The sequence below is a fragment of the Roseateles sp. genome, from assembly GCF_047654805.1.
In the GTDB taxonomy this organism is placed as follows: Bacteria; Pseudomonadota; Gammaproteobacteria; order Burkholderiales; family Burkholderiaceae_C; genus Pelomonas.
Genome location: NZ_JASGIV010000001.1, coordinates 3971923 through 3996721 on the forward strand (window position 1 = coordinate 3971923; position 24799 = coordinate 3996721).

Sequence of the window (24799 nt, forward strand, 5' to 3'; positions counted from 1 at the left end):
GGCCATGCCGGCCCGGAGAAACTTTTCGGAATCGACGTCAGAGCTTGTAGCCCAGCGTCAGGTAGTAGCGGCGGCCCGACCAAGCCAGTTCGTTCGGACGGCTCAGGTCGCCTGCATAGCTCAGCTCGGCCTGGTTGGTCAGGTTCTTGGCCTCGACCGAGAACGTGAGGTTCTTCGTCGCCTTCCACTGGAACTTGGCGTCCAGGTAGCCTGTCTTGTCGCGGAAGTTCGGGTTGCCCGAAACGTCGTTTCCGCCCGTGTAGTACTTGTCGCGATAGGCGTAGGCCAGGCGTGCGTTGAAGTTGCCGTCGTCGTACCACAGGCCCAGGTTGTACGAGTTCTTCGACAGGCCCGGGTAGGGCAGCACCGAGTTGTCCAGCGGGCTGATCAGCTCGTTGCCCTTGGCATAGCTGAAGGCCATGCGGGTGTAGTTGGCGTCCACGCCGAAGCCGCTCAGCCAGCCTGGCAGGAACGACAGCGCAGTGCGGCCCGCCAGCTCGATGCCCTGGGTCTTGGCGCCCTCGCCGTTGATGGCCTGCGTCACGTCAAACAGGCGGCCGTCACCATAGAAATCCACGCTCGGCCGGTAGATACCGGTGCGCACGTAGGTGTCGATCTCGGTGCGGAAGGTGGCCAGGCTGACCTGCGTGTCACGGCTGGGGTAGTACTCCACGCTCAGGTCGTACTTGGTGGCGCGGTAGGGCTTGAGGTCGGGGTTGCCGGCCGTGCAGTCATCCGTGCCGTCACCGCCCCGTGCCGGGTCGCCGCTGCCAGTCGTGCAAGTGACGTTGGGCGCCAGAAGGTTCAGCGCCGGACGCGCCATCACCTTGGCCAGGCCGCCACGAACCAGCAGCTTGCCGTTGATCAGCTGCAGCGTACCGTTCAGGCTAGGCAGCACATCGTTGTAGCTGTTGCTGAGGGAGACAACCTTGTTGCTGATCACGAGGGCAGAGCAACTGGAGACGGTGGCCGGGTTGCAGATGCGGTCTGTCTGGATGCCGGTCGACGTCACGTTGGTGCGGGTGTAGCGCACGCCCACGTTGCCATCCAGCGGCATGCCCAGGATCTCAGTACCCCAGTCCAGGCGCACGTAGCCCGACTTGATCTTCTCGGTGATGTCGAAGGCCGGGATCTGCGAATAGGTCTTGCCGTCGCTGCCGGGCGTCGTGTACAGGTAGTTGTGATTGAAGGCGCTGGTATCAAAGATGCCCGAGGCCGCAGCAGCGGAGTAGCTCGGTGCGGTCCAGTTGGCCGGCAGGCCCGACACGCTGCCATAGCCGCCCATGAAGGTGCCGGGCGACTTCGTGAGGAGCGTGTTGACGATCTCCTGCATGCGAGCGCCGTTCACGTAGGACGTCTTGAAACCGCTGTTGATGTAGGTCTGCGCGTCGTTAGGGCGTTGCGCCGTGCCGGTGTACAGCGGGTCGAAGATGATGGTCTGGTTGACGTTAGCACCGCGAGCGTTGATGTCCACCGCCTCGTCGGTCGCAGTCAGGCTGCCGTTGTTCTGGACCAGGTAGCCGCCGCCGTTGTACTGGCGCGAGCTGGACTCGCGTGCCTGGCCACCAAACCACAGGCTGTGGAAGAAATCGTGGTCGAAGTCGTACTGGAAGTCCAGCTTGCCCTGGCGTTCCTTGTTCTGCGTGGCAGAGGGACGGTACTGCAGCTGAGCCTGCACGTAGGAGCTGGCAGCGTCGGGGCTGTAGCCGCTCGGGAAGCTGAATTGCGGCAGGCGCGAGCCGTCGAGCTTGACGACCAGGCCCGGCGCGTTCTGCGTCAGGACGATGTTGTTGCTCTCGCTCTTGTAGTCGGACTTGGAGTCGCCCAGCAGGCCTTCGATGCGCCAGCCGTTGTTCTTGAACTTGAATCCGGCGGTGGTGTACTTGGACTTGATGTCCAGCGCAAAGTCACGCGCCGAGGTGCTGAAGGCGCCCTGGCCGCCCCGGCCGGCCACGTTCAGGCAGTTGCCAACCGTGTACTGCGTGACGTGGTGGTTCTCCACCACCATGCCGGCCGGCGTCGCGCTGCCGCTGACGTCCGTGCAGGTGCCCGCCGTGGCGACGGTGCCGTTGGCCGCATACACCGGTGCGCTGCCACTCACGGCCAGCCGGTTCACCGCGGTGAAATCGGTGCCGAAGTTCATGTCGTTGAGCTTCTGCGCCTGGGTGTTGACCTGATGGCTGACGTAGGCGTCGAAGTCCTTGGTGAACTTGTACTGCGCCGTCAGCTCAGCGGAGCTGCGCTTGTGGTCGCGCTCCCAGATACCGTAGCGCGAGATGCGCGGTGCGTAGTCAAACCACTGCCGCTCGCAATCATTGCGATTGGTCGTGCCAGTTGCAAAGACATTACAACCAGTTCGCGCCGTCACAGCCGCTGCCGCAGGGTTCAAACTCGTGATGGTCTTCTCGTCCGAGAAATCCCAGTCACGCAGGAAGGTCCAAGAAGTGTTGCGGGCGAAGTCGCCGCGCGTGTGGATGTTGTCGTAGACCAGGTTGGCCATGACGCCCAGCCTGCCGTCAAGGAACTTGTCGGCCAGCAGCAGCGTCGCCCGCGGCTGAGTGCCGCCGCGCAGGCTGCCCTGCTCGGCCGCCAGCGTGCCCGCAATGGTGCGCTTGGTGAAGTCCAGCGGCTTGCGCGTGTTGATGCGCACGGTGCCACCCACACCGCCTTCGGTCAGATCGGCCGTTGAGCCCTTGACGACGTCAATGGAGGCGATCAGCTCGGAGGCCAGCTCGCGCAGCTCGGCGCCACGGCCGGCGCCGCCGTTGGTGCCCAGAACCGACATGCCGTTGATCTCGACGCGGTTCAGGTCGGGTTCGACGCCTCGGATGGACACCTGCGAGCCCTCGCCGAACTCGCGCGACAGCTGCACGCCAGTGATGCGCGACAGCGCCTCGCCGACGTTCTTGTCCGGGAACTGGTCGATGTCCTCGGCGACGATGCTGTCGGTCACCGTGGATGCGTTGCGCTTGCGATCGATGGCGCTCTGGATGGAGCGGCGGATGCCGGTGACGGTGACTGTGTCGAGCTGCTGCGTGCTCTTGTCGGCGGCCTTGGGCTCAGCCTCGGCCTTCTCGGCGGGCTTCTCGGCAGGCGCCGAGGTCTGCTGGGCGTGAGCCTGGCCGGCCAATGCAGCCGAGATGGCCAAGGCCAACGGCGTCCAACGCGAAACCGGCATGCCGCCGTGAATCTTCTTCAGCATTTTGTCTGTCTCCAGAATATCTACCAGGATGGGGCTCCATATGAGCCCTCTTCTTTACTGCCCCGCGGACAGTCTAGGCCGAGGGTTTTACGCCGCGTTCACGTGCCAGCAAAGAATCACGACCGTGATTGCTTCGCCCCCGAGAAAACCCTTGCGCCGCCGGAATTTCGATCACGTTCGTGATTATCCCGGGCCGGTTTCGATCGCCGCCCCCATGAGCCCGCGCTCCCACGAGCGCATCGGTCTGCCATGACACACCCAGCAGTTCGGGCGCTAGGCCGCAGCGGCGATCTGAATGAATATGGGCCGAACCCCTTTTCGCAAAGAGTCCAGCCCAATATTCCGGAATATCAAATACCCCGGACCAAAGTTGCCCTATGAATATCGATATTTCAAAAAACATCAGGGCTTGCGATCCAACCAGGCCTGGGGCACCGGCACGACGCAGATATTCATCTCGCGCCCATCGGCGGACAGCATGGCTGACTGGATCTGGATCTTCCGGCCATCGGGGCTGAAGGTCGGGTGCGGATGGTCGCGCGCCGTCGTCTTGTGGCCCGCCGTCAGCACGATCATCTCGCGGGTCTTGCGGTCGATCAGGTAGAGGCTGCGGCTGAAGTCGTCGCCCACTGCGAAGCGGCCGTCGGGCGAGCCGTGCACGTGCCACAACCCGCTGCCCGATGGGGTCTGACCTGCGATGGTCATTTCCCGAGTTCGCAGGTTGACGATGGCGAGACCCGTCGGCTTCTCGCGCGTACCTGCATCGCCCCATGCCGCGTCCTGCCCCGGGTTGGCACCCTCGACGCCGGTGGCTGCCGGTCGGCTGGGATCGACGACACCAGGGATTGCTCGGTGGCCCATGATGGCCATGGCCACCTCGTCCTTGCCGATGAAGGCCTCATGCGTTACCCACTCATAGGGCGCCTCGGGGTAGAGCGGGCGCAGGCCGGTGCCGTCGCCCTTGACCGTCCAGGTGCGCTGCGGCGACTTTCCGCCCGTCTCCCAGCTGAACACCAGTTCGCCCGGGTTCCAGGTGTTGCTCTGGATGTGACCGATCTGGAAGGGCACCGAGACGACGTGCTGGATCTCGCCCGTCTTCACGTTGATCTTGCCGATGGCATGCGGGCCGGCACCCATGCCACGCGGGCCGAAGGGCGGCTCGATCTTGGTGCCGGCCGGCAGCTTGGCACCCGCGTAGGCCTTGCCCTGGATGCGGAAGTAGAACCACTGGCCGTCGGCATCCAGCGCGTTGTCACCGAAGGCTTCCAGCTCGGCTGGCAGCGTGGCGAAGACGCGCTGGTAGGCGCTGGCGGGCTTCATCGTGCCGGCCTTGCTGTCGGCAAACAGGCGGTCCAGATCCACCTCGACGGCCTGTCTGACCTTGTCGCTGGCAGCGCCGGCCGGATCCTTGCGCAGGAAGTAAAGCTTGTTGCCGCCCGACTGCGCGAGATTGAGCATGCCCTCGTAGCCACCCTCGGTGACCTGCACCATCTCGCCGCTGGCCTCGTTGACGGCGATTGCCTCACCCTTCACACGATTGGAGCGGAACACCAGCCACTGGCCATCGGCCGTCCACTGCGGATGGCTGGGGTAGATCTTGGAATCGCCGCGCGGCTGCGTGGTCAGGAAAGTCAGTGGTGTACCGGTGACGGGGTCGGGCACGATGCGCTTCTCGGAAGGGAAGCGTTGGCCGATCTGGGCCAAGGCGGGCGTCAGCGCGACGAGCAGGGTCAGCAGCAGGGAGGTCTTGCGAAGCGACATGATGGGTGCCTGTATCCAAGTGGCCGCGACTCTAGGACGGGCTCTGTTGCGCGATGTTGCTGGGCGCCAATCGCTCAAGAACTTGCGCCATCTCGCAGTCGCTCCGTGCCGCACCGCTTCTAGCATGCGCGCCATGACTTCCCAGCCAACCCTCGCCCGCCGCGCGCTCGCCGCGCTACTGCTCGCGCTGCCCCTGGCTCCAGCCGTGGCGCAGGAGTTCACCGCCACCACTGACCCGGCGCGTGCGCAGGTCACGCTACCCGAGCCTGCCAGGCCCGAGCTGCCATCGCTGGTCTTCATCGGCGACTCCACGGTGCGCAACGGCCGCGACGACGGCCAGGGCAAGGGTGCCGAAGGCCAGTGGGGATGGGGCAACCCCATCGCAGCCTACTTCGACCTGAACAGGATCAACGTCGTCAACCGCGCCGTGGGCGGACTGTCCAGCCGAACCTATCGCAGCAGCGGCCACTGGGAACGGACCAAGCCCTTCATCAAGAAGGGCGACTGGGTCGTCATGCAGTTTGGGCACAACGACGCCAGCCCCGTCAACGACAACAGCCGAGCCCGCGGCGTGCTGCGCGGCACCGGGCCCGAGAAAGAGGACATCAACAACTTGCTGACTGGCAAGCCCGAGACCGTGTTCACCTACGGCGCCTACCTGCGCGGCTACATCGCCGAGATCCGCGCGCTGGGGGCGACGCCCGTCGTCGCCTCGCCGGTGATCCGCAAGCGCTGGGAGGCCGATGGCTTGAAGGTGACTCGCGCCGGAGGCAACTTCGCGGCCTGGGCTGCAGACGTGGCCAAGCAGGAGAACGTGGCCTTCATCGACCTCAACGAATGGGGTGCGCTGCGCTACGAGGCGCTGGGCAAGGCCGCTGTGGAAAGGCTCTTTCCCGCGGATACGCCGCAGGAGACCGTACACACCAACCTGGCCGGCGCGACGCTAAATGCCCAGCTCGTCGTCGCCGGCCTGATTCAGAACAAGGTGCTGCCCGACGCCGTTTACCTGCGCCGCTTCGCGCCTGATGGCAGCGATGACCGACCGGTCGTCGATGCCCGCAAGGTCAAGGTCGAGGCCCCTCGCGACCAAGGACTCCCCAGCCTCGTGCTGATCGGCGACTCCACCGTGCGCAGCGGCGGCCAGAACGGCGCCTATGGCTGGGGAGAGCGGCTGGCCGCCTTCTTCGACACGCAACGCATCAATGTCGTCAACAACGCAATTGGAGGTCGCAGCAGCCGCACCTTCTTCACAGAAGGCCGCTGGGCCTCGGTGCTGGGGCAGTTGAAGTCCGGCGACACGCTGCTGATCCAGTTCGGCCACAACGATGGCGCCCGCATCGGCGATCCGGCAGGCAAGAATCGCGGCTCGGTCCCCGGCATTGGCCCCGAGACGCAAGAAGACACCCGGCCCGACGGCAGCAAGGAGATCGTGCAGAGCTTCGGCTGGTATCTGGCCCGCTACATCGACGAGGCCCGCGCCAAGGGTGTCAGCGTCGTCGTGCTGTCGCCCATCCCGCACAAGGACCGCTGGAAGCCCGAGCAGCAACGCGACTTCGAGAACTATGCGGCCTGGGGCGAGCAGGTGGCGCGTGCTCGTGGTGCCCAGTTCATCGACCTGACGATGCTCGTGGCGACGGCCTACCGTGCCGTGGGCGCCGAGCGGGTCGATGGCTTCTTCGCCGACGCCCGCACGCACACCAATGACGCCGGCGCCACCTTCAACGCCGCCCAGGTCGTCGAGGGGCTCAAGCAGCTTCCAGGACAGCCGCTGAATGTGTTCCTCCGCCCTGCAGCGCACTGATTCACTAGAACGCTTGCCAGCACCGGAAAAATTCGTTTAGAATAGCGGGCTCAGGCGCTTTAGCTCAGTTGGTTAGAGCGATGGAATCATAATCCACAGGTCCGGGGTTCGAGTCCCTGAAGCGCCACCAAACAGCAAACCCCTGGTAGATCAGTGATCCACCAGGGGTTTTCCGTTTGACGACTCGACGCGCCGTCGAGCTAGGTTCCGCGCATTCCTCCCCGACACGCCGGCAAGCTGATGCGATGGCCCGCCGCGACGCGTCGCCACTCACGGTCACACGGCATCTGCTCGACGATTTCGCTGACCCTGGCGGCCAGTTCGGTATCCGCCCGGCCCATCATGATGCGGCGGCCGAAAGGCGAGCTGTGCGGCAAGGGCTGCAACACCAACCTGTCGGCGCAACCCGACTCAGCCGCCAGCGCCTCAAACATCACGCGGCTCATCTGAGTGAAATCGACGCGACCCAGGCACACTTGGCGCAGCGAGGCCTGTGCACTGCCTGCGGTTTCCTTGACCAGCGAGCCGGCCGCGACCATGCCGTCGAAGCCCTCGTAGCGATAGCCGAGCACGCCACCAAAGCGCAGCCCCTTCAGGTCGTCCAGGCGCTGCACTCGGCCGCGCTGCGCGCCCCTAAAGATCAGCATGTTCTGATCGTCGAACAGGGACGGACTCCAGAGAAACCGCTGCTGGGCCACGTCGTCGACAAACTGCGGCGCCATGAAGAGGGCGAGCCCGACGAACTGCTGCGGGGGATTGAGATGGCGCTTAAGCAGCCGCTCACGCGGCAGGACCGACAACTTGAAGCGATAGCTGCCCTGGAGTTTGCGGTTCAGGTAGTCCACCAACTCCATGTCCAGTCCCCGCCCAGCAGTCGCGATGAAAGGCGGCACGCTGTAGGTGTTGAAGGCGTCGACCTCGATCTCGGCCGACTGGGCGGCGATCGGCAGCGCCATGACCATCTGGGCCAATACGAGCACACCCCGCAGCCTTTCCCTCATAGCCTCCGCCGGTTGTTAGTACGGCCGCATCATTGCGGCATCGAGTCACTATAGGTGGCCGCCATGCGATGACTGTTTGCTCCAGATCAAAGCCGAGGCCGCACGAATGCCACATGCGACGCTGCCCCTTCCTGCAAATCGCCATGGTGAAGACGCGAAAAGCGAATGCTGGCAGAATCCGCAACCCAATCGCCCCTCGCCATCCGTGGCGCAAGTTCGGGCTCAAGCCGTTGATATCGTTGGCTGCATACCGGGGCACCACCGCCCCGGGCGCGCACCGGAGTCCCGTCGGCCCGAGCAGGTCTCGGGCCGTTTTTTTTCGCAGCTCCGCAGCCGCCTTCAGTGGTGGCTGCCCTCGCAGCCACTGGACAAATACCATGTACCGCTGTGTCCTTCCCGTGCTGGGCGTCGCCCTGGCCGCCAGCTGTCTCGTCGCTCAGGCGCAGACACACCGTTTCTTTCCTCCTAGCGCGTTGCGCGGTGAGCTCGTCGTCACGCAGTTCCCGGACGCACTACTGAACGGCAAGCCCGCACGCCTGGCGCCCGGCAGCCGCATCAAGGGCGACACCAACCTCTGGGTACCGCCGGCCGGCCTGACGGGCCAGAAGCTCGTCGTGCACTACACGGTCGAGAGCAGCGGCCTGATCATGGACGTCTGGGTGCTGAATCCCGCCGAGCTCGCCAACAAGCCCTGGCCCACGACCCCCGCCGAATCCGCCACCTGGCAGTTCAATCCCGGCAACCAGACCTGGATCAAGCCATGAGCGACGCGACGACCAAAAAGGTCTATATCAAGACCTTCGGCTGCCAGATGAACGAGTACGACTCGGACAAGATGGCCGACGTGCTGGAAGCCGCCAAGGGCTACACACCCACCGACGACCCCGAGCAGGCCGACCTCATCCTGTTCAACACCTGCTCCGTGCGCGAGAAAGCGCAGGAAAAGGTCTTCAGCGACCTGGGCCGCGTGAAGCATCTGAAGGCGAAGGGCGTCATGATCGGCGTCGGCGGCTGTGTCGCGTCGCAGGAGGGCGCCGCCATCATCGAGCGTGCGCCCTATGTAGACGTCGTCTTCGGCCCGCAGACGCTGCACCGCCTGCCGCAGATGCTGGAGGCACGCCGCGAGCAGCGTCGCCCGCAGGTAGACATCTCTTTCCCCGAGATTGAGAAGTTCGACCACCTGCCGCCAGCCAAGGTCGAAGGTGCGTCGGCCTTCGTGTCCATCATGGAAGGCTGCTCCAAGTACTGCAGCTACTGCGTCGTGCCCTACACACGGGGCGAGGAAGTCTCTCGCCCCTTCGACGACGTGCTGACCGAGATCGCGGGCCTGGCCGACCAGGGCGTCATGGAGATCAACCTGCTGGGCCAGAACGTCAACGCGTATCGAGGCAGGATGGGCGACACCGCGGAGCACGCCGACCTGGCGCTGCTGCTGGAGTACGCGGCCGAGATCCCCGGCATCCAGCGCCTGCGCTTCACCACCAGCCACCCCAACGAGTTCAGCCCCCGCCTCATCGAGGCCTACGGCAAGATCCCACAACTCGTGAACCATCTGCACCTGCCGGTGCAGCACGGCAGTGACCGCATCCTGATGGCCATGAAGCGCGGCTACACGGCACTGGAGTTCAAGAGCATCGTGCGCAAGCTGCGCGCCATCCGCCCCGATCTGCGCTTGGCCAGCGACTTCATCGTCGGCTTCCCCGGCGAGACCGACGATGACCATGCGAAGTTGATGAAGCTGGTGCACGACGTCGGCTTCGACGCGAGCTTCAGCTTCATTTTCAGCCCTCGCCCCGGTACGCCAGCGGCCGCCTTGGAGGACACGACGCCCTACGAGGTCAAGGTCAAGCGGCTGCAGGAATTGCAGGCCGCCATCGAGGCCCACGCGCTGACGATCTCGCAAGGCATGGTGGGCCGCGTGGAGAAAGTGCTGGTCACCGGCAACGCCCGCAAGGACGCGTCCGAGCTGATGGGGCGCACAGAGTGCAACCGCATCGTCAATTTCGCCGGCTCGCCGCGACTGATGGACCAGTTGGTGGACGTACGCATCACGACCGCCTTCGCGCACTCGCTGCGCGGCGAGGTCGTCACGACGGAAGAAGTCCTCAGCGCCTGAAGCTGAGCAGCCACCATTGCGGCAGCGCCACGCCGAGCAGCAGCAAAGCGTAGCCTGCCATCCGGCCGTCACGGCCAAACAGCAGCAAGGCGGCGATCACTGCGGCGCTGCCGCCCGCCGCCCCCCAGCCCCACAGCCGCCGCCACGCCAGAGACTTCGCCTCGCGCCGCCACAGCCCCTTGATCGCCAGCGCCAGCAACGCCGCCAGCCCCCAGGCCGGGGCAAACAGGTTGGCGAGATGCCAGAAAGCGTCGAGCGGGCTCATGCGGACTTGATCGTTGTCAGTGGCGGAAAAGCGGCGAATCCTACAATTCACCCCCATGTCGGTCTTCGCTCTCGGCCTGAACCACCACACCGCCCCGCTGGACCTGCGCGGGCGGTTCGCGTTCACGCTGGAGCAACTGGCGCCTTCGCTGGCAGGTCTGCGCCAGAAGCTGCCCGGCACACCCGAGGCTGCCATCCTGTCCACCTGCAACCGCACCGAGGTCTACGTCGCCGCACCCACAGCCCAGGTGCAGCCAGCCATCGCGTGGCTGGCCCAGGCTGGCGGCGTCGAGGCCGGCGCGCTGCGTGAGCACGCCTACGTCATGCAAGGCAGCGCCGCCGCTCGCCACGCCTTCCGCGTCGCCAGCGGACTGGACTCCATGGTGCTGGGCGAGCCGCAGATCCTCGGCCAGATGAAACAGGCCGTGAAGGAAGCCGAGGCCGCCGGAGCCCTCGGCACGACCCTGCACCAATTGTTCCAGCGCAGCTTCTCGGTGGCCAAGGAAGTGCGCAGCTCCACCGAGATCGGCGCCCACTCCATCAGCATGGCCGCGGCGGCCGTACGCCTGGCCGGCCAGCTGTTCGAGGATCTGGCCCAGACCCGTGTGCTGTTCGTTGGGGCGGGCGAAATGATCGAGCTGACGGCCACTCATTTCGCGGCCCGCACGCCGCGCCACATGGCCGTGGCCAATCGCACGCTGGAGCGCGGCGAGAAGCTGGCTACCCGCTTCGGCGCCGAGGCGCTGCGGCTGTCAGACCTGACCGAGCGTCTGCATGAATTCGACATCGTCGTGTCTTGTACCGCGTCCAGTCTGCCGCTGATCGGCCTGGGCGCCGTCGAGCGCGCGCTGAAGAAGCGCAAACACCGCCCCATGTTCATGGTGGACTTGGCAGTGCCGCGCGACATCGAACCCGAGGTGGCCCAGCTGGACGATGTCTACCTCTACACCGTGGACGAACTTGCCCAGCAGGTCCAGACCGCTGGCGAGAAGCGCCAGGCGGCCGTCGAGCAGGCCGAGGCCATCGTCGAGACCGGGGTGCAGAGCTTCATGCACTGGCTGGACCAGCGCCACACAGTGCCGCTGATCCAGGCCTTGCACCAGCAGACCGACGACTGGCGCGCACTGGAGATCGCCCGCGCCCGAAAGCTGCTGGCCAAGGGCGCGGACGTGGACGAGGTGCTGGACGCCCTGTCTCGAGGCCTCACCCAAAAGCTGCTGCACGGCACGCTGGCCGAGCTGCATGCCAGCGACGGCGAGCAGCGCCTGCATCTGGCTCAGACCGTTTCGCGGCTGTTCCTGCGCGGCAAGCAGTCTTAGCGGCGCTCGCTACCGCCGCCCGGCGCGTCCATCGCGCCTCCTCCCGACTGCCATCCCTTCGCCGCCATGAAAGACTCCCTGCGCCAGCAGTTCGACCGCCTAGGTTTCCGTCTCACCGAGCTCGATGCCCTGCTCGCCGACGGCAGCATCGCTGCCGACATGAAACGCTACCGTACGCTGACCAAGGAGCAGGCGGAGGTCTCCGGACTGGTCGAGCGCTACCGCCGCTACCAGCAGCATGAGGCCGACCTGGCCGCCGCGCAAGAGATGCTGGCCGACCCCGAGATGGCCGAAATGGCGCGCGAGGAGATCGCGGCCAACGAAGCCGCCCTGACCGCACTGGACCAGGATCTGCAGCTCGCGCTCATCCCCAAGGACCCGGACGACGAGCGCAACGCGTTCCTCGAAATCCGCGCCGGCACGGGCGGCGATGAGTCGGCCCTGTTTGCCGGCGACTTGGCGCGCATGTATCTGCGCTTCGCCGAAAGCCAGGGCTGGCGCACTGAGATCCTGTCCGAGAACGAGTCCGACCTGGGCGGCTACAAGGAACTGGTCGCGCGCATCGAGGGCGACGGCGTATATGGCCGTCTGAAGTTCGAGAGCGGCGGCCACCGCGTGCAGCGCGTGCCGGCCACCGAAAGCCAGGGCCGCATCCACACCAGCGCCTGCACGGTTGCCGTGATGCCCGAGCCCGATGAAGCCGAGGAGATCACGCTCAACCCGGCCGACCTGCGCATCGACACCTTCCGTGCCAGCGGAGCCGGCGGCCAGCACGTCAACAAGACCGATTCAGCCATCCGCGTCACACACCTCCCGACAGGGCTCGTCGCCGAATGCCAGGACGACCGCAGCCAGCACCGCAACAAGGCCAAGGCCTTGGCGGTGCTCCAGGCCCGGCTGCGCGACAAGGAGCGCATTGAGCGTGAGGCCAAGGAGGCCGCCACCCGCAAGGGCCTTGTTGGCACCGGCGACCGCAGCGACCGCATCCGCACCTACAACTTCCCGCAAGGCCGCCTCACCGACCATCGCATCAACCTGACGCTGTACAAGCTGGGCCAGATCATGGACGGCGACCTTGGCGACGTCATCCAGGGCCTGCAGGCCGCCCAGGCGGCGGCTCAACTGGCCCAACTGGAGGAGGGCCGGGGATGACGGCCGGCCTGACGGTGGACGAGGCTCTGGCTCTCGCCCGCCAGCTCGGCATCGAACGCGGCGACGCGCAAACGCTGGTCGCGCACCTGACCGGCCAGAGTCGTGCGTGGCTCATCACCCATGGCGATACGCGGGTTCCCGGCGTCGAAGTCGCGCTGCGCCGCCTGGCCGACGGCGAGCCGCTGGCCCATCTGACCGGCTGGCAGCCCTTCCATGGCCTGCTGCTGCAGGTGACGGCGGCCACGTTGATCCCGCGCCCGGACACAGAAGCCCTGGTCGACTGGGCACTGGAGTTGCTCGCTGCCCTGCCCGACGAGCCCGCTGTCGTCGACCTTGGCACCGGCAGCGGCGCCATCGCGCTGGCCATCAAGGCCGCCTGCCCGCGCGCCAGGGTCACCGCCGTCGACCTCAGCGTTGAGGCCCTGGCCGTTGCCCGCGCCAACGGCGAGCGCCTGGGCCTGCCGGTCGACTGGCACCATGGCAGCTGGTTCAAACCCCTGGCAGGCCGGCGCTTCGACCTTGTCGTCAGCAACCCACCCTACATCGCAGGCGACGACCCGCACCTGCCCGCGCTGCGCCACGAGCCCATCACGGCACTGACACCCGGCGGCGATGGTCTGGCAGACCTCAAGGCACTGATCGATGCTGCTCCGCAGCATCTCCTTCCCGACGGCTGGCTACTGCTGGAACATGGCTGGGACCAGGCTGACGCGGTAGCGCAACATCTGGCGCAGCGCGGCTTCGCCGAGGCCTCCCTGCGCCGTGACCTCGCCGGCCGGGCGCGCGCCAGCGGGGGGCGCTGGCAGGACTGAAAGCCGGGCTTGCCAACCCGCGAACGGCTCCCGGGTTTGCGTGATCTTTTGCCCCAAGTTCTTCCTGCACGAGGTGCGCCAGCCGGCGTAGTATCGAATCCCGGTGCCAGTCGTTGCACCGCGCAGGAGACGATCATGACCCGCCTTGCCCGCGCTGTAGTTCTGAGCCTCTCTGCCCTGGTTGCTGCTTCGGCCTGGGCCGATGGCGATGCCTCCCTGCGCTGGCAGGCGCGATTGCAGCTGAACGCCACCGACACCGGCTCCGACGCCACGCCACGCCTGGGCGGTTCCCGCATCCTCAGCGCCAACCTGCTTGGCGACTACTACCTCACCAGTTCAGGCTTCAGCGGCCTGGGCGGTGGCCTGCGCGCCACTGGTGGCTTGCTGCTGGGCCCGCTATCCATGTCGCAAAGCAGCGGTGGCCTGGCCCTGGGCGGCGGCCCCTTCGCCGCCGGCCGGCGCAGCCTGTCGCTGAACACCATGGATGCCTATGCGCTAGAGCCCAGCGCCAACCTGTCCTATGTGGGCATCGGCTACACCGGCCGAGTGCACGGCAGCGGCTTCGCCTTCAGCGCCGACTTCGGCTTGATGTCGGGTTCGTACAGCGGCCTGCGCCTGGGCCGCAGTAACGCCCAGGGCTTCGAGGATGCGATGCGTGACCTGCGCTTCAAGCCCCTGCTTCAGCTGGGCCTGGCCTACAGCTACTAGGTTCAATGCCGCCGCCTCTCGGATAATTGCGGTTTTGCCTTCCCGAGATCTGCAATGAGCGACGTTCAGCAACGCATTGATGACCTGGTCAAGTCCAACCGCGTCATGCTCTTCATGAAGGGCACGGCCCAGTTCCCGATGTGCGGTTTTTCCGGCCGAGCCATCCAGATTCTGAAGGCTGCCGGCGCCGCCGACATCAAGACCTTCAACGTGCTGGAGGACGAGGAAGTGCGCCAGGGCATCAAGGACTATGCCAACTGGCCCACCATTCCCCAGCTCTACATCGGCGGTGAATTCGTCGGTGGATCGGACATCATGATGGAAATGTACGAGTCGGGCGAGCTGCAGCAGGCACTCGCCACCGCGTGACACGCCTCGTCGTCGGGCTAACGGGCGCGACGGGCGCGGCCTACGCGCTGCGCCTGCTGCGTCGTGCACGCGAACTGGGTCTGGAGACCCATCTGATCGCCACCCCCGCCGGCATCTTGAATGCGCACCACGAGCTGGGGCTGGACCGCACAGCGCTGGAAGCAGAGGCAGACCACGCCTACGCCCCCGGCGACATCGGAGCCTGTATCGCTAGCGGCAGTTTCGCGACCGCGGCGATGGTCGTCGCGCCCTGCTCGATGAAATCCCTCGCGGCCATCGCCCATGGCCTTGGCGACAACCTGCTGACCCGCGCCGCCGACGTCACGCTGAAGGAGCGCCGCCGCCTCGTCCTGATGGTGCGCGAGACGCCGCTGAATCTAGCCCACCTGCGCAACATGGTGGCTGTTACGGAGATGGGCGGCATCTGCTTCCCGCCGCTGCCGGCCTTCTATCACCGTCCCAGGACCATCGACGAGATGATCGCCGAGACGGTGGAACGGGTATTGGAACTCGCGGGCGTCGCACAGGCGCAGCCGACGTCCTGGTCCGGGCTGCAGCGTCGGCCAGCCTAACGCACCGCCGGCGACGCTGCGACCTTGGGCCGCAGCCACTGCATCACCTCGAACGCCAGGATGATGGGGCCGGACGCGACCAGCGGCACCAGCAGGTAGAAGATCCGCCAGACGAGCAGTGCGGCCACGACGCCCATGGCCGGCATGTCGGGCAGCAATGCGACGAACACGACTTCCATGACGCCGACGCCGCCCGGCACCTGCGACAGCAGGCTCACGCAAAAGGAAATCAGGAAGGCGCCAAGCACGGTGGCAAAGCCGGGGTTGCCCTCCACGGGCAGCGCGAAGTAAATGATGGCAGCGGCTGCCACCAGTTCTAGCGGGCCTGCGACGATCTGCTGCAGCACGATGCCGGGCTTGGGATAGTGCAGCTGGAAGCGCCCCATGCGCAGCGGCCGCAGGCCGAGGAAGGCTGCACCCACATACAGCGCACACAGCGCCAGCATGCCAAACGCCAGCACCCGCACGCCCGACGGCGAGATCCAGCCCGCAGGCAGGCGGTCCGTCAGCGGCGATGCCAACGTTGGGTCCCAGGCCAATGCGCCGCCCAGCAGCAGCAGTGCACCGAGCCCGAACGTGAACGAGCAGAACGAGATCAGCATCGCGACCTGGCCCTTGCTCAACCCCCGGGCGGCGTAGGCCCGCAGCCGCACCGCGCCGCCGGAAACCACTGAAGCGCCAATGTTGTGTCCCAACGCATAGGCCACGAAGGAGCACAGAAAGCTGAACGCCACCGACACTCGCGTCTGCACGCCGATGTGCCGCAGCGCGATGCGGTCGTACCAGGCGAGCGCCACATAGGCGAGAACAGCGGACAGCGCGGCCAGCGCGTAGCCCCGCGGTGGTATCGACGCCAGCTTCTCGCCGATGACCCGCAGGATGATCTCGGCATCGTTGACAAACCCGTCATTGAGCATGGCGCGAACCAGCGGGTCCGATGCCGCCTCAGCCCTCAGCTTGCCCTCCAGCAGCACCATCGAGAAACCGACCGACGCCAGCGCCAGCAGCGGCCACATCCAGGCCAGCAAATGGTCCGACAGCTTCTTGCGCGTGTTCTCCGTCGTTGCTTCTTCGTGCAAAGAGACCTCCGTGATCACGGGAGAGCTTATCAGCGGCGCAGACGCGTCCCGCGCACGCCGCTGGCAGGCGCGGGACGCGCGCCTGCGGAAGGCTCGCCGGTCAGGGCTTCTGCACCGCGAGGCCGCGCCGTTCCAGCAGCGGCTTGATGTCCGGCTCGTGGCCCACGAGGTTACGGAACAGCTGCATGGCATCCTCGCTGCCGCCGCGAGAGAGCATCTTGGCGCGCAGCTGGTCGCCGTTGGCGCGCTTGAGGCCCCCCTTGGCCTTCAGCCATTCGACCGTGTCGGCGTCGAGCACCTCGCTCCAGATGTAGGCGTAGTAGCCGGCCGAGTAGCCACCCATGATGTGGCTGAAATACGGCAGCTTGTAGCGCGGCGGCACCGGGCCGAAGTCGATGCCCTCCTCCTTCAGCACCTTGGCCTCGAAGTCCACGATGCCTTCGGCGGCCGGGATCTCACCGGCCTTGAGCTGGTGCAGGCGCTGGTCGACGATGGCAGCGGACAGGTAGGAGACCGTCGTGTAGCCCTGGTTGAAGCGCTTCGCGCGCGAGACCTTGTCGAGCAGCTCGCGCGGCATGGGTGCGCCAGTCTTGTAATGCTTGGCGTAGTTGGCCAACACGCTGGGCCAGTCGGCCCAGACCTCGTTGACCTGTGAGGGGTATTCGACGAAGTCGCGTGGCACGCGGGTGAGGCCTGGGTAGCGGCTCTTGTTGAACATGCCGTGCAGTGCATGGCCGAACTCGTGAAACATCGTGTTGACCTCGTCCCAGGTCAGCAGCGTCGGCTCGCCGGCGGGCGGCTTGGGGATGTTGAGGTGGTTGGCGACGACGGGCGACGTGCCCTCCAGCGCGTTCTGGCCGACATAGGCGTTGGCCCAGGCGCCGCCACGCTTGCTGGGGCGGGCATAGAGGTCGGCGATGAAAATGGCTAGCTGCTTGCCATCGGTGTCGAATACGTCGTAGACGCGCACGTCGTCGCGATAGACCGGCAGGTCCATGCGGCGCTTGAAGCTGATGCCGTAGAGCTGATTGGCGGCATAGAACACGCCCTTCTCCAGCACACTGGTCAGCTCCAGATAGGGTTTGAGCTGGCTCTCATCGAAGCCGTACTTGGCAGCGCGCAACTTCTCCGCGTAGTAGCTCCAGTCCCAGGCCTGCAGCGCGAAGCTGGGCAGCTTCTTGGCCGCCTGCTCGCTATCGATGAGCTTCTGCAGTTCCAACGCCTCCAGCCTGGCCGAGGCCATGGCGGCCGGTGCGAGCTGGCGCAGCAGCGCGTTGACGGTGTCGGCCGACTTGGCGGTCTCCTCCTCCAGCACGAACGCCGCGGGCGTCGCATAGCCCAGCAGCGCCGCACGCTCCTGGCGCAGCGTCATCACACGGGACACGATGGCCCGTGCGTCGAACTCGTTGCCCCTTGCACCGCGTGCCACCGATGCGCGGTGCAAGCGCTCGCGCACGGCGCGGTTCTGCAGGTCGGTCTCGAAGGGCTGGATGGTGGTGTTCAGCAGCGCAATCAGGTACTTGCCGTCCAGGCCGCGTTTCTTGGCCGAGTCTGCGGCCGCGGCAATCTGCGCCTGGCTAAGGCCCGCCAATTCCTCAGCACTGTCGACGACGATGGCCGAGTCGTTGACCTCGGCCAGCACAGCCTTGTTGAAGCGCGCAGTCAGCGTCGCCAGCTCGCCGTTGATCGCCTTCATGCGCGTCTTCTGCGCGTCATTCAGTTGCGCGCCGGCGCGCAGCATGTCGCGGCGGTAACGCTCGATGAGGCGCTTGGCTTCGGGGTTGGGCGCAGCAGTGTCGCGTTGCACGTACAGCGCCTCGACGCGGGCGAACAGCTTGGGGTTGAGCAGCACCGCGTCGCGCTGGGCGGCAAGCTTGGCGGCGTAGTCGGTCTGCAGCTGCTGGCGAGCCGGGTTGGCATCGGCCCCCAGCAGGCTGAACAGCAACGTGGTCGCGCGGTTCAGCAGCCGACCGCTCTTCTCCCACGCAACGATGGTGTTGTCGAAAGTCGGCGCTTCGGGGTTGTCGGCGATGACCTGGATCTCTGCGAGCTGCTCGGCCATACCCCGCTCCAGGGCGGGCGCGAAATGCTCGTCGCGCAGCTTGTCGAACTGCGGGTACTGCAGGGGCAGCGGGCTGATGCTCAGCAACGGGTTGTCGCTTGGCTGGGCCTGGGCAGGGCCCACGGCCCCGTGGCCAGGAGGGCGGAAAGAAGCAGGGGCGCGAATCGGCGTGTGGCGGACATGGGGCTGTCTTGTGGACGGAATCGCGCAGGCTACCCTGCCTGCCACGCGATGCCACAAGGCACGCCGGGTAAGCCCTGCAGCTTTACCAGCCGTTCACATCTCGCCAGGCAGCAGCCACTGGCGCCGCGCGCCGAATACCGCGTTCGGATACTCCGGCCTGCCGCGGCTGCCGTTGTAGCGGCCCAGAGCCAGCGCCAGATTGCCACGCTCGACGTCCAGGTAGTGGCGCAGGATCACGCAGCCGAAGCGCAGATTGGTTTGCATGTGGAACAGCCGCGAGGCGTCGCCGTCGCCGATGACTCGCGTCCAGAACGGCATGACCTGCATGTAGCCACGTGCGCCAGCGACGCTGATCGCGTATTTGCGAAAGCCGCTCTCGACCTGGATCAGCCCCAGCACCAGACTGGGCTCCAGGCCCGCACGTTTGGCCTCGTACCAAACCGTCTCGAGAAACTCGATGCGGATCTGCGTCTCGGTCTTGCGCTTCTTCAGCCGCTCGCTCATCGCCGCCAGCCAGCGCAGATAGGCCATGCGAGCCTCCAGCTGATCCGCCTCGAAGCGGGGGCGCGGCGGCGCGCTCTGCGCGATGGCGGCACCCAGCGCCGAACGGATCGAGTCCGCGAGCGGCTCCTCGACCTGGGCGCCTGCCTGCGCCGCCAGCGGCGCGCCGAGCAGGCTCAGCAGCAGAAGCCGGCGCTTCAAAGCTTGAGCAGGCCTTTCAAGTGACCCACCACGTCACCCAAGGCCAGCTTGGTGGCAGCCTCGTCGCGCCGGCCCTGGTATTCGACCTGACCTTCCTTCAGGCCGCGGTCGCCCAGCACTACACGGTGGGGCACGCCGATCAGTTCCCAGTCCGCGAACATCGCGCCCGGGCGCTCGCCACGGTCATCCAGAAGCACGTCCGCGCCCAAGGCTTTCAGATCCTCGTAGAGTTTCTCGGAAGCAGCCTTGACCTCAGCGCTGCGATCCGCACCGATGGGGCAGACGACGACCGTGAACGGCGCGATGGCATCCGGCCAGATGATGCCGCGGGCATCGCTGTTCTGCTCGATGGCCGCGCCCAGGATGCGGGTCACGCCGATGCCGTAGCACCCCATCTCCATCAGCTTGGGTTTGCCGTTCTCGTCCAGGAAGGTGGCGTTCATCGCCGCCGAGTACTTGGTACCGAGATAGAACACATGGCCCACCTCGATGCCGCGCTGGATGGCCAGCAGCCCCTTGCCGTCCGGTGAGGGATCGCCGGCGACGACATTGCGGATGTCGGCCACGACGTCGGGCTCGGGCAGATCGCGACCCCAGTTCACGCCCGTGAAGTGGAAGTCCGCCTCATTTGCACCACAGACGAAGTCGCTCATGACGGCGACGGTGCGGTCGGCGACGATCTTCAGCGGCTGCCTGAGGCCGATGGGGCCGAGGTAGCCCGGCTTGCAGCCGAAATGTGCATCGATTTCGCCGACGGTCGCAAAGCGGAAGCCGCCTTTCAGACCCTCGACCTTGCCGGCCTTGACCTCGTTGAGCTCGTGGTCGCCGCGCACCAGCAGCAGCCAAACCTGGGTCTTGACGATGTTGCCGTCCTTGTCGAGCTCATCCGTGGCCAGCACCAGGGACTTGACCGTCTGCGCCAGCGGCAGGCCCAGCAGCAGCGCGACCTCTTCGCAGGTGGCCTTGCCCGGCGTGGGCGTTTTGGCCAGCGGCTGCAGCGCCTGAGCGCGCGCGGGCAGCAGGGCCACAGCCTCGGCCAACTCGATGTTGGCGGCGTAGTCGCTGGTGGGGCAGTAGACGATGGCGTCTTCGCCGGTATCGGCAATGACCTGGAACTCGTGCGAACGGTCGCCACCGATGGCGCCGGTGTCGGCCGCAACGGCACGGTACTGCAATCCAAAACGGTCAAAGATCTTGCAGTAGGCCGCGTACATGTTGTCGTAGCTGCGGCCCGCGGCCTCGACGTCACGGTCGAAGGAGTAGGCATCCTTCATCGTGAACTCGCGGCCGCGCATCAGTCCGAAGCGGGGGCGACGCTCGTCGCGGAACTTGGTCTGGATGTGATAGAAATTCTTCGGCAGTTGGCGATAGCTGCGCAATTCCTGGCGGGCAATGTCGGTGATGACCTCCTCGCTGGTGGGCTGGACGATGAAGTCGCGGCCATGGCGGTCCTTCAGGCGCAGCAGCTCGGGGCCCATCTTGTCGAAGCGGCCTGTCTCCTGCCACAGCTCGGCGGGCTGGATGACGGGCATCAGGCATTCGACCGCGCCGGCGGCATCCATCTCCTCGCGGATGATCTTCTCGACCTTGCGGATGACCCGCAAACCCATGGGCATGTAGTTGTATATGCCTGCCCCCAGGCGCTTGATCATGCCGGCGCGCATCATCAGCTTGTGACTCACGACCTCCGCATCGGCGGGCGCTTCCTTGAGGGTGGAGATGAAAAACTGGGAGGCTTTCATGGGCGGATGGGAAAAGCGAAGGCCGGGTGAAAACCCGGCCAAGTCACGACAAAACAGGGAGAAATCTTCGGGTTAGCGAGGGCGCTGCCGCAATCGCGGCCCGATGCAATAATCGAACCAACTAGAGATTTGAGGTTGATTATGCTCGACCGTGAAGGCTTCCGCCCCAACGTCGGCATCATCCTGCTCAACCAGCGCAACGAGGTGTTCTGGGGCAAGCGCATCCGGACGCATTCGTGGCAGTTCCCGCAAGGGGGCATCAAGCACGGTGAAACGCCTGAGCAGGCGATGTTCCGAGAGCTCCACGAGGAAGTGGGGCTCACGCCAGAGCATGTGCGCATCATTGCGAGAACACGCGACTGGCTTCGCTACGAAGTGCCCGAGCACTTCATCCGGCGCGATGCGCGGGGCCACTACCGGGGCCAGAAACAGATCTGGTTCCTGCTGCAGTTGGTGGGCCGCGACTGCGACATGAACCTGCGAGCCACTGACCACCCTGAGTTCGACGCTTGGCGTTGGAACGAGTACTGGGTGCCGCTGGAGGCCGTCATCGAGTTCAAGCGCGGTGTCTACGAGATGGCGTTGACGGAGCTGGCCCGGTACCTGCCGCGCATCAACCACCACAACCGCTACCTGCGAGCCGGCATGCGGCCGGCGCACCGCGAACGCAACAGCGGACCCATGCCGCTGGAGACAACCGACGGCGAGCCGCCGGGCTGAGCCCCGCGATCCAGCGCTCCTAGCGGAGCACCAGGTTGTCTCGATGAATGAGCTCGGGCTCCGCCGCGTAGCCAAGCAGCGCCTCAAACTCGCTCGACGGCTTGCGCGCGATCAGCCGGGATTCGGCACCGGAGTAGTTGGCGAGCCCGCGCGCCAGTTCGGTGCCGTCCGGCGCCATCACGGCGATGACGTCCCCACGATGGAAGTCGCCCTGCACCTCCGTGACGCCGATAGGCAGCAGGCTCTTGCCTTCGCCGCGCAGCTTGGTGACGGCGCCCGCGTCGACCCTGACGGCGCCACGCATCTGCAGGTGATCCACCATCCACTGCTTGCGTGCCGCCAGCTTCGGCGTCGCGGCGTGCAGCGCCGTGCCGATGGCCTCCCCGCGCGCCAGCCGCAGCAGCACGTCAGGCTCGCGCCCCCAGGCGATGACGGTGCCCGCGCCGCTGCCCGCCGCACGCTTGGCGGCCAGAATCTTGGTGATCATGCCGCCCCGGCCGAGGCTGGAGCCTGCACCGCCCGCCATGCGCTCCAGCTCTGGATCGCCGGCTTGTGCGTTGTCGATGAAGCGGGCGTTCGGGTCCTTGCGCGGATCGGCCGAGTACAGGCCGCGCTGGTCAGTCAGGATGACGAGCGCATCGGCCTCAACGAGGTTGGCGACGAGTGCGCCCAGCGTGTCGTTATCGCCGAACTTGATCTCGTCGTTGACGACGGTGTCGTTCTCGTTGATGACAGGCAGCACGCGATGGGCCATCAGCGTGAGCAATGTGGAGCGGGCGTTTAGATAGCGCTCGCGATCGGCCAGGTCGGCGTGAGTCAGCAGCACCTGAGCACTGTGCATCCCGTGCGCACTGAGCTGGGTTTCGTACATCTGCGCCAGGCCCATCTGGCCGACGGCCGCTGCGGCCTGCAACTCATGCAGCTCCTTCGGGCGAGTTGCCCAGCCCAGGCGCTTCATGCCCTCGGCGATGGCACCGCTGGACACCATGACCAGCTCACGCCCCTCGGCGGCCAGCACTGCCAGCTGGCGGCTCCAGTTCGCGATCGCTTCAGCATCCACACCCCTGCCCTCGTTGGTGACGAGGCTGGAGCCGACTTTGACGACGATGCGGCGCGCGCTGGACAGCAGACTCATTCGGCAGGGGACTCGAAGCGGATGTCGCGCTCTTCGAGCACTCGCTGCTCGGCGGCGACATGGTCATAGATGGCGTGGATCAGCGGCTGGCAGCCCTCGCGGGTCAACGCCGAGATCTCGAAGACCGGCCCCTTCCAGCGATAGCGCTTGACGAAGTCCTTCACGCGCGCTGCGCGCTCTTCCTCCGGCACCATGTCCAGTTTGTTCAGCACCAGCCAGCGTGGCTTGGCGTGCAGCTCGGGGTCGTACTTCTTCAGCTCGGCGACGATGGCCTTGGCTTCCTTGACTGGGTCGACCTCGGGGTCGAAGGGCGCCAGGTCGACGACGTGCAGCAGCAGCCGCGTGCGCTGCAAGTGGCGCAGGAATTGGTGGCCCAGGCCCGCCCCCTCAGCCGCACCCTCGATGAGGCCGGGAATGTCGGCGACGACGAAACTCTTTTCCGGTCCGACGCGCACGACACCCAGGTTGGGATGCAGTGTCGTGAACGGGTAGTCAGCGATCTTCGGCTTGGCGTTGGACACCGCCGTAATCAGCGTGGACTTACCCGCATTGGGCTGGCCCAGCAGGCCCACGTCGGCCAGGACACGCAACTCCAGGCGCACCTTCTTGACCTCACCCGGCCAGCCGGGAGTCTTCTGGCGCGGAGCGCGGTTGGTCGAGGTCTTGAAATGCAGATTGCCAAAGCCGCCATCGCCACCCTTGCAGATCAGGATGCGCTGCCCCGGCTCCAGCAGCTCACCGACGACGGACTCCGTTTCGAGATCCGTGATGATGGTGCCGACCGGCATGCGCAGCACGATGTCGTCGGCCGCCGCGCCAAAGCAGTCGGAGCCGCGCCCGGCCTCGCCGTTGCGCGCCTCGTGGCGACGTGCGTAGCGGTAGTCGATCAGTGTGTTGAGATTGCGATCAGCCTCGGCCCAGACGCTGCCGCCCTTGCCGCCGTCGCCACCGTCCGGTCCGCCAAAGGGAATGAACTTCTCGCGGCGAAAGCTCGCGCAGCCGGCACCGCCGTTACCGGCGGCGACATCGATGGTGGCTTCGTCAACGAATTTCATGGCGGATTGCCATCGTAATGGCAGGGGTTGCGCCTGGCGCACCGTCGTGTGGCGCGCCAGACTTCAGAAATGACAAAGCCCCGGGTATGCCGGGGCTTGGGTGTCAGGCGATGCGCTCGCCCGCAACGGCTGGCTTAAGCGGCCAGCGGCGTGACGACGACCGTCGAACGGTTCTTCGCACCCTTGACGGTGAAGCTGACATGGCCATCAACCAGCGCAAACAGCGTGTGGTCCTTGCCGATGCCGACGTTCACGCCGGGGTGGAACTTGGTGCCGCGCTGACGCACGATGATCGAGCCTGCGGAGATCAGTTCACCGCCGTAAGCCTTGACGCCCAGCATCTTGGGCTTGGAGTCGCGGCCGTTCCGTGTGGAACCGCCGCCTTTTTTCTGTGCCATGAGTTAGCTCCTAGAAATTAGCGAGAAGAGAGGGATCAGCCGTTGACCGCGCTGATTTCCAGCTCGGTGTAGTTCTGGCGATGGCCTTGGCTCTTCTTGTAGTGCTTGCGACGGCGCATCTTGAAGATGCGAACCTTGTCGTGCTTGCCGTGGCTGACGACCTTGGCGCTGACCGAGGCTCCAGCGACCAGCGGAGCGCCGACCGTCAGACCATCGCCGCTGCCAACTGCCAGCACCTGGTCGAGAGTGACCTCAGCGCCAACTTCCGCGTCGAGCAACTCGACCTTGATCTTTTCGCCAGCAGCAACCTTGTACTGCTTGCCGCCGGTTTTGATGACCGCGTACATGTTCTTCCTTTCGCACCCGAGGTGCATCCACCCGGCTCCAGCAGCTCAGTGCCCGACTTACGCCCTGCACCGCCGCCCTCGTCGGGCCTTTTTGTCGATTTGTGTCCCCTTGCAGCAGGCACACCAAGGCGCACGAACTGCAAAGAGCCCGCGAGTATACCCTGATGTTTGGCCGGCAGGCAATGGCCTGCGACACCGCCCCGCTGCAAGCCTCCCGACACCCGCCAGCAGCCGGCACGAGCCGGCCAGGGGTGGACGCCCTTCCTATAATCCCCGGATCCCTAGCTTGAGAGTCCAGA

The 24799-nt window shown here is 65.9% G+C and carries 22 protein-coding genes and 1 tRNA gene; 11 read left to right on the top strand and 12 right to left on the bottom strand.

Features of this window, described 5'->3' with window-relative positions; genetic code table 11:
- Positions 1–37: 37 nt before the first annotated feature.
- Both QM732_RS18010 and QM732_RS18015 read right to left on the bottom strand, forming a co-directional pair.
- On the bottom strand, positions 38–3202 hold the full coding sequence (locus QM732_RS18010) for a TonB-dependent receptor (RefSeq protein ID WP_415657473.1): 3165 nt from the start codon (positions 3200–3202) through the stop codon (positions 38–40).
- Between the two features lie 402 nt (positions 3203–3604).
- Positions 3605–4963: a hypothetical protein gene (locus QM732_RS18015; protein ID WP_415657474.1), complete on the bottom strand. Its 1359-nt coding sequence runs from the start codon at positions 4961–4963 to the stop codon at positions 3605–3607.
- Positions 4964–5096: 133 nt separating this feature from the next.
- Between QM732_RS18015 and QM732_RS18020 the strand changes: the two genes are divergently transcribed.
- Positions 5097–6764: a rhamnogalacturonan acetylesterase gene (locus QM732_RS18020; protein WP_415657475.1), complete on the top strand. Its 1668-nt coding sequence runs from the start codon at positions 5097–5099 to the stop codon at positions 6762–6764.
- A 53-nt stretch (positions 6765–6817) separates the two neighbouring features.
- Positions 6818–6894, top strand: a tRNA-Met gene (locus tag QM732_RS18025).
- A 70-nt stretch (positions 6895–6964) separates the two neighbouring features.
- Here QM732_RS18025 and QM732_RS18030 read toward each other — a convergent pair.
- Positions 6965–7720 (bottom strand): substrate-binding periplasmic protein, encoded by a 756-nt coding sequence (locus QM732_RS18030; protein WP_415657476.1) that lies wholly within the window; start codon positions 7718–7720, stop codon positions 6965–6967.
- A 422-nt stretch (positions 7721–8142) separates the two neighbouring features.
- Here QM732_RS18030 and QM732_RS18035 point away from each other — a divergent pair, with 422 nt between their 5' ends.
- Entirely contained in the window at positions 8143–8529 is a 387-nt protein-coding gene (locus QM732_RS18035) for a hypothetical protein (protein ID WP_415657477.1), read from the top strand.
- A complete protein-coding gene (gene miaB, locus QM732_RS18040) occupies positions 8526–9881 on the top strand; it encodes a tRNA (N6-isopentenyl adenosine(37)-C2)-methylthiotransferase MiaB (RefSeq protein ID WP_415657478.1) in 1356 nt (451 codons plus the stop codon). The genes QM732_RS18035 and miaB overlap by 4 nt, the downstream gene beginning before the upstream one ends.
- On the opposite strand, the gene QM732_RS18045 is transcribed toward miaB, so the two are convergent.
- Positions 9871–10146 carry a hypothetical protein gene (locus QM732_RS18045; protein WP_415657479.1) on the bottom strand — a complete coding sequence of 92 codons (276 nt, stop codon included), beginning with the start codon at positions 10144–10146 and terminating at the stop codon, positions 9871–9873. The genes miaB and QM732_RS18045 overlap by 11 nt on opposite strands.
- Before the next feature lie 55 nt (positions 10147–10201).
- Here QM732_RS18045 and hemA point away from each other — a divergent pair, with 55 nt between their 5' ends.
- The 6 genes from hemA (at position 10202) to QM732_RS18075 (ending at position 15077) form a co-directional block, all read left to right on the top strand.
- Entirely contained in the window at positions 10202–11464 is a 1263-nt protein-coding gene (gene hemA / locus QM732_RS18050) for a glutamyl-tRNA reductase (RefSeq protein WP_415657480.1), read from the top strand.
- A gap of 66 nt (positions 11465–11530) precedes the next feature.
- Positions 11531–12616: a peptide chain release factor 1 gene (gene prfA / locus QM732_RS18055; protein ID WP_415657481.1), complete on the top strand. Its 1086-nt coding sequence runs from the start codon at positions 11531–11533 to the stop codon at positions 12614–12616.
- Complete coding sequence (gene prmC / locus QM732_RS18060) at positions 12613–13428, top strand: peptide chain release factor N(5)-glutamine methyltransferase (protein ID WP_415657482.1); 816 nt, start codon at positions 12613–12615, stop codon at positions 13426–13428. The genes prfA and prmC overlap by 4 nt, the downstream gene beginning before the upstream one ends.
- A 135-nt stretch (positions 13429–13563) precedes the next feature.
- Complete coding sequence (locus QM732_RS18065) at positions 13564–14136, top strand: hypothetical protein (protein WP_415657483.1); 573 nt, start codon at positions 13564–13566, stop codon at positions 14134–14136.
- A 54-nt stretch (positions 14137–14190) separates the two neighbouring features.
- Entirely contained in the window at positions 14191–14505 is a 315-nt protein-coding gene (grxD, locus tag QM732_RS18070) for a Grx4 family monothiol glutaredoxin (protein ID WP_415657484.1), read from the top strand.
- Positions 14502–15077: a UbiX family flavin prenyltransferase gene (locus QM732_RS18075; protein WP_415657485.1), complete on the top strand. Its 576-nt coding sequence runs from the start codon at positions 14502–14504 to the stop codon at positions 15075–15077. The genes grxD and QM732_RS18075 overlap by 4 nt, the downstream gene beginning before the upstream one ends.
- Here QM732_RS18075 and QM732_RS18080 read toward each other — a convergent pair.
- From QM732_RS18080 to QM732_RS18095, 4 genes are all read right to left on the bottom strand, one after another.
- Entirely contained in the window at positions 15074–16156 is a 1083-nt protein-coding gene (locus QM732_RS18080; protein WP_415657486.1) for a lysylphosphatidylglycerol synthase transmembrane domain-containing protein, read from the bottom strand. The genes QM732_RS18075 and QM732_RS18080 overlap by 4 nt on opposite strands.
- Positions 16157–16256: 100 nt before the next feature.
- On the bottom strand, positions 16257–18341 hold the full coding sequence (locus QM732_RS18085; RefSeq protein ID WP_415657487.1) for a M3 family metallopeptidase: 2085 nt from the start codon (positions 18339–18341) through the stop codon (positions 16257–16259).
- Between the two features lie 153 nt (positions 18342–18494).
- Positions 18495–19103 carry a lytic transglycosylase domain-containing protein gene (locus tag QM732_RS18090; RefSeq protein ID WP_415657488.1) on the bottom strand — a complete coding sequence of 203 codons (609 nt, stop codon included), beginning with the start codon at positions 19101–19103 and terminating at the stop codon, positions 18495–18497.
- Positions 19100–20845 (bottom strand): proline--tRNA ligase, encoded by a 1746-nt coding sequence (locus tag QM732_RS18095; RefSeq protein WP_415657489.1) that lies wholly within the window; start codon positions 20843–20845, stop codon positions 19100–19102. The genes QM732_RS18090 and QM732_RS18095 overlap by 4 nt, the downstream gene beginning before the upstream one ends.
- 141 nt (positions 20846–20986) lie before the next feature.
- Between QM732_RS18095 and QM732_RS18100 the strand changes: the two genes are divergently transcribed.
- Complete coding sequence (locus tag QM732_RS18100) at positions 20987–21565, top strand: RNA pyrophosphohydrolase (protein WP_415657490.1); 579 nt, start codon at positions 20987–20989, stop codon at positions 21563–21565.
- Positions 21566–21584: 19 nt separating this feature from the next.
- Here the strand turns inward: QM732_RS18100 and proB are convergent, their stop codons facing one another.
- From proB to rplU, 4 genes are all read right to left on the bottom strand, one after another.
- Positions 21585–22700, bottom strand: coding sequence for a glutamate 5-kinase (proB, locus tag QM732_RS18105; RefSeq protein ID WP_415657491.1), 1116 nt, complete (start codon positions 22698–22700; stop codon positions 21585–21587).
- Positions 22697–23755 carry a GTPase ObgE gene (gene obgE, locus QM732_RS18110; RefSeq protein ID WP_415657492.1) on the bottom strand — a complete coding sequence of 353 codons (1059 nt, stop codon included), beginning with the start codon at positions 23753–23755 and terminating at the stop codon, positions 22697–22699. The genes proB and obgE overlap by 4 nt, the downstream gene beginning before the upstream one ends.
- A gap of 134 nt (positions 23756–23889) precedes the next feature.
- Complete coding sequence (gene rpmA, locus QM732_RS18115; protein ID WP_415657493.1) at positions 23890–24153, bottom strand: 50S ribosomal protein L27; 264 nt, start codon at positions 24151–24153, stop codon at positions 23890–23892.
- A 35-nt stretch (positions 24154–24188) separates the two neighbouring features.
- Positions 24189–24500, bottom strand: a complete 312-nt coding sequence (gene rplU / locus QM732_RS18120; RefSeq protein WP_415657494.1) for a 50S ribosomal protein L21 — start codon at positions 24498–24500, stop codon at positions 24189–24191.
- Between the last annotated feature and the right edge of the window lie 299 nt (positions 24501–24799).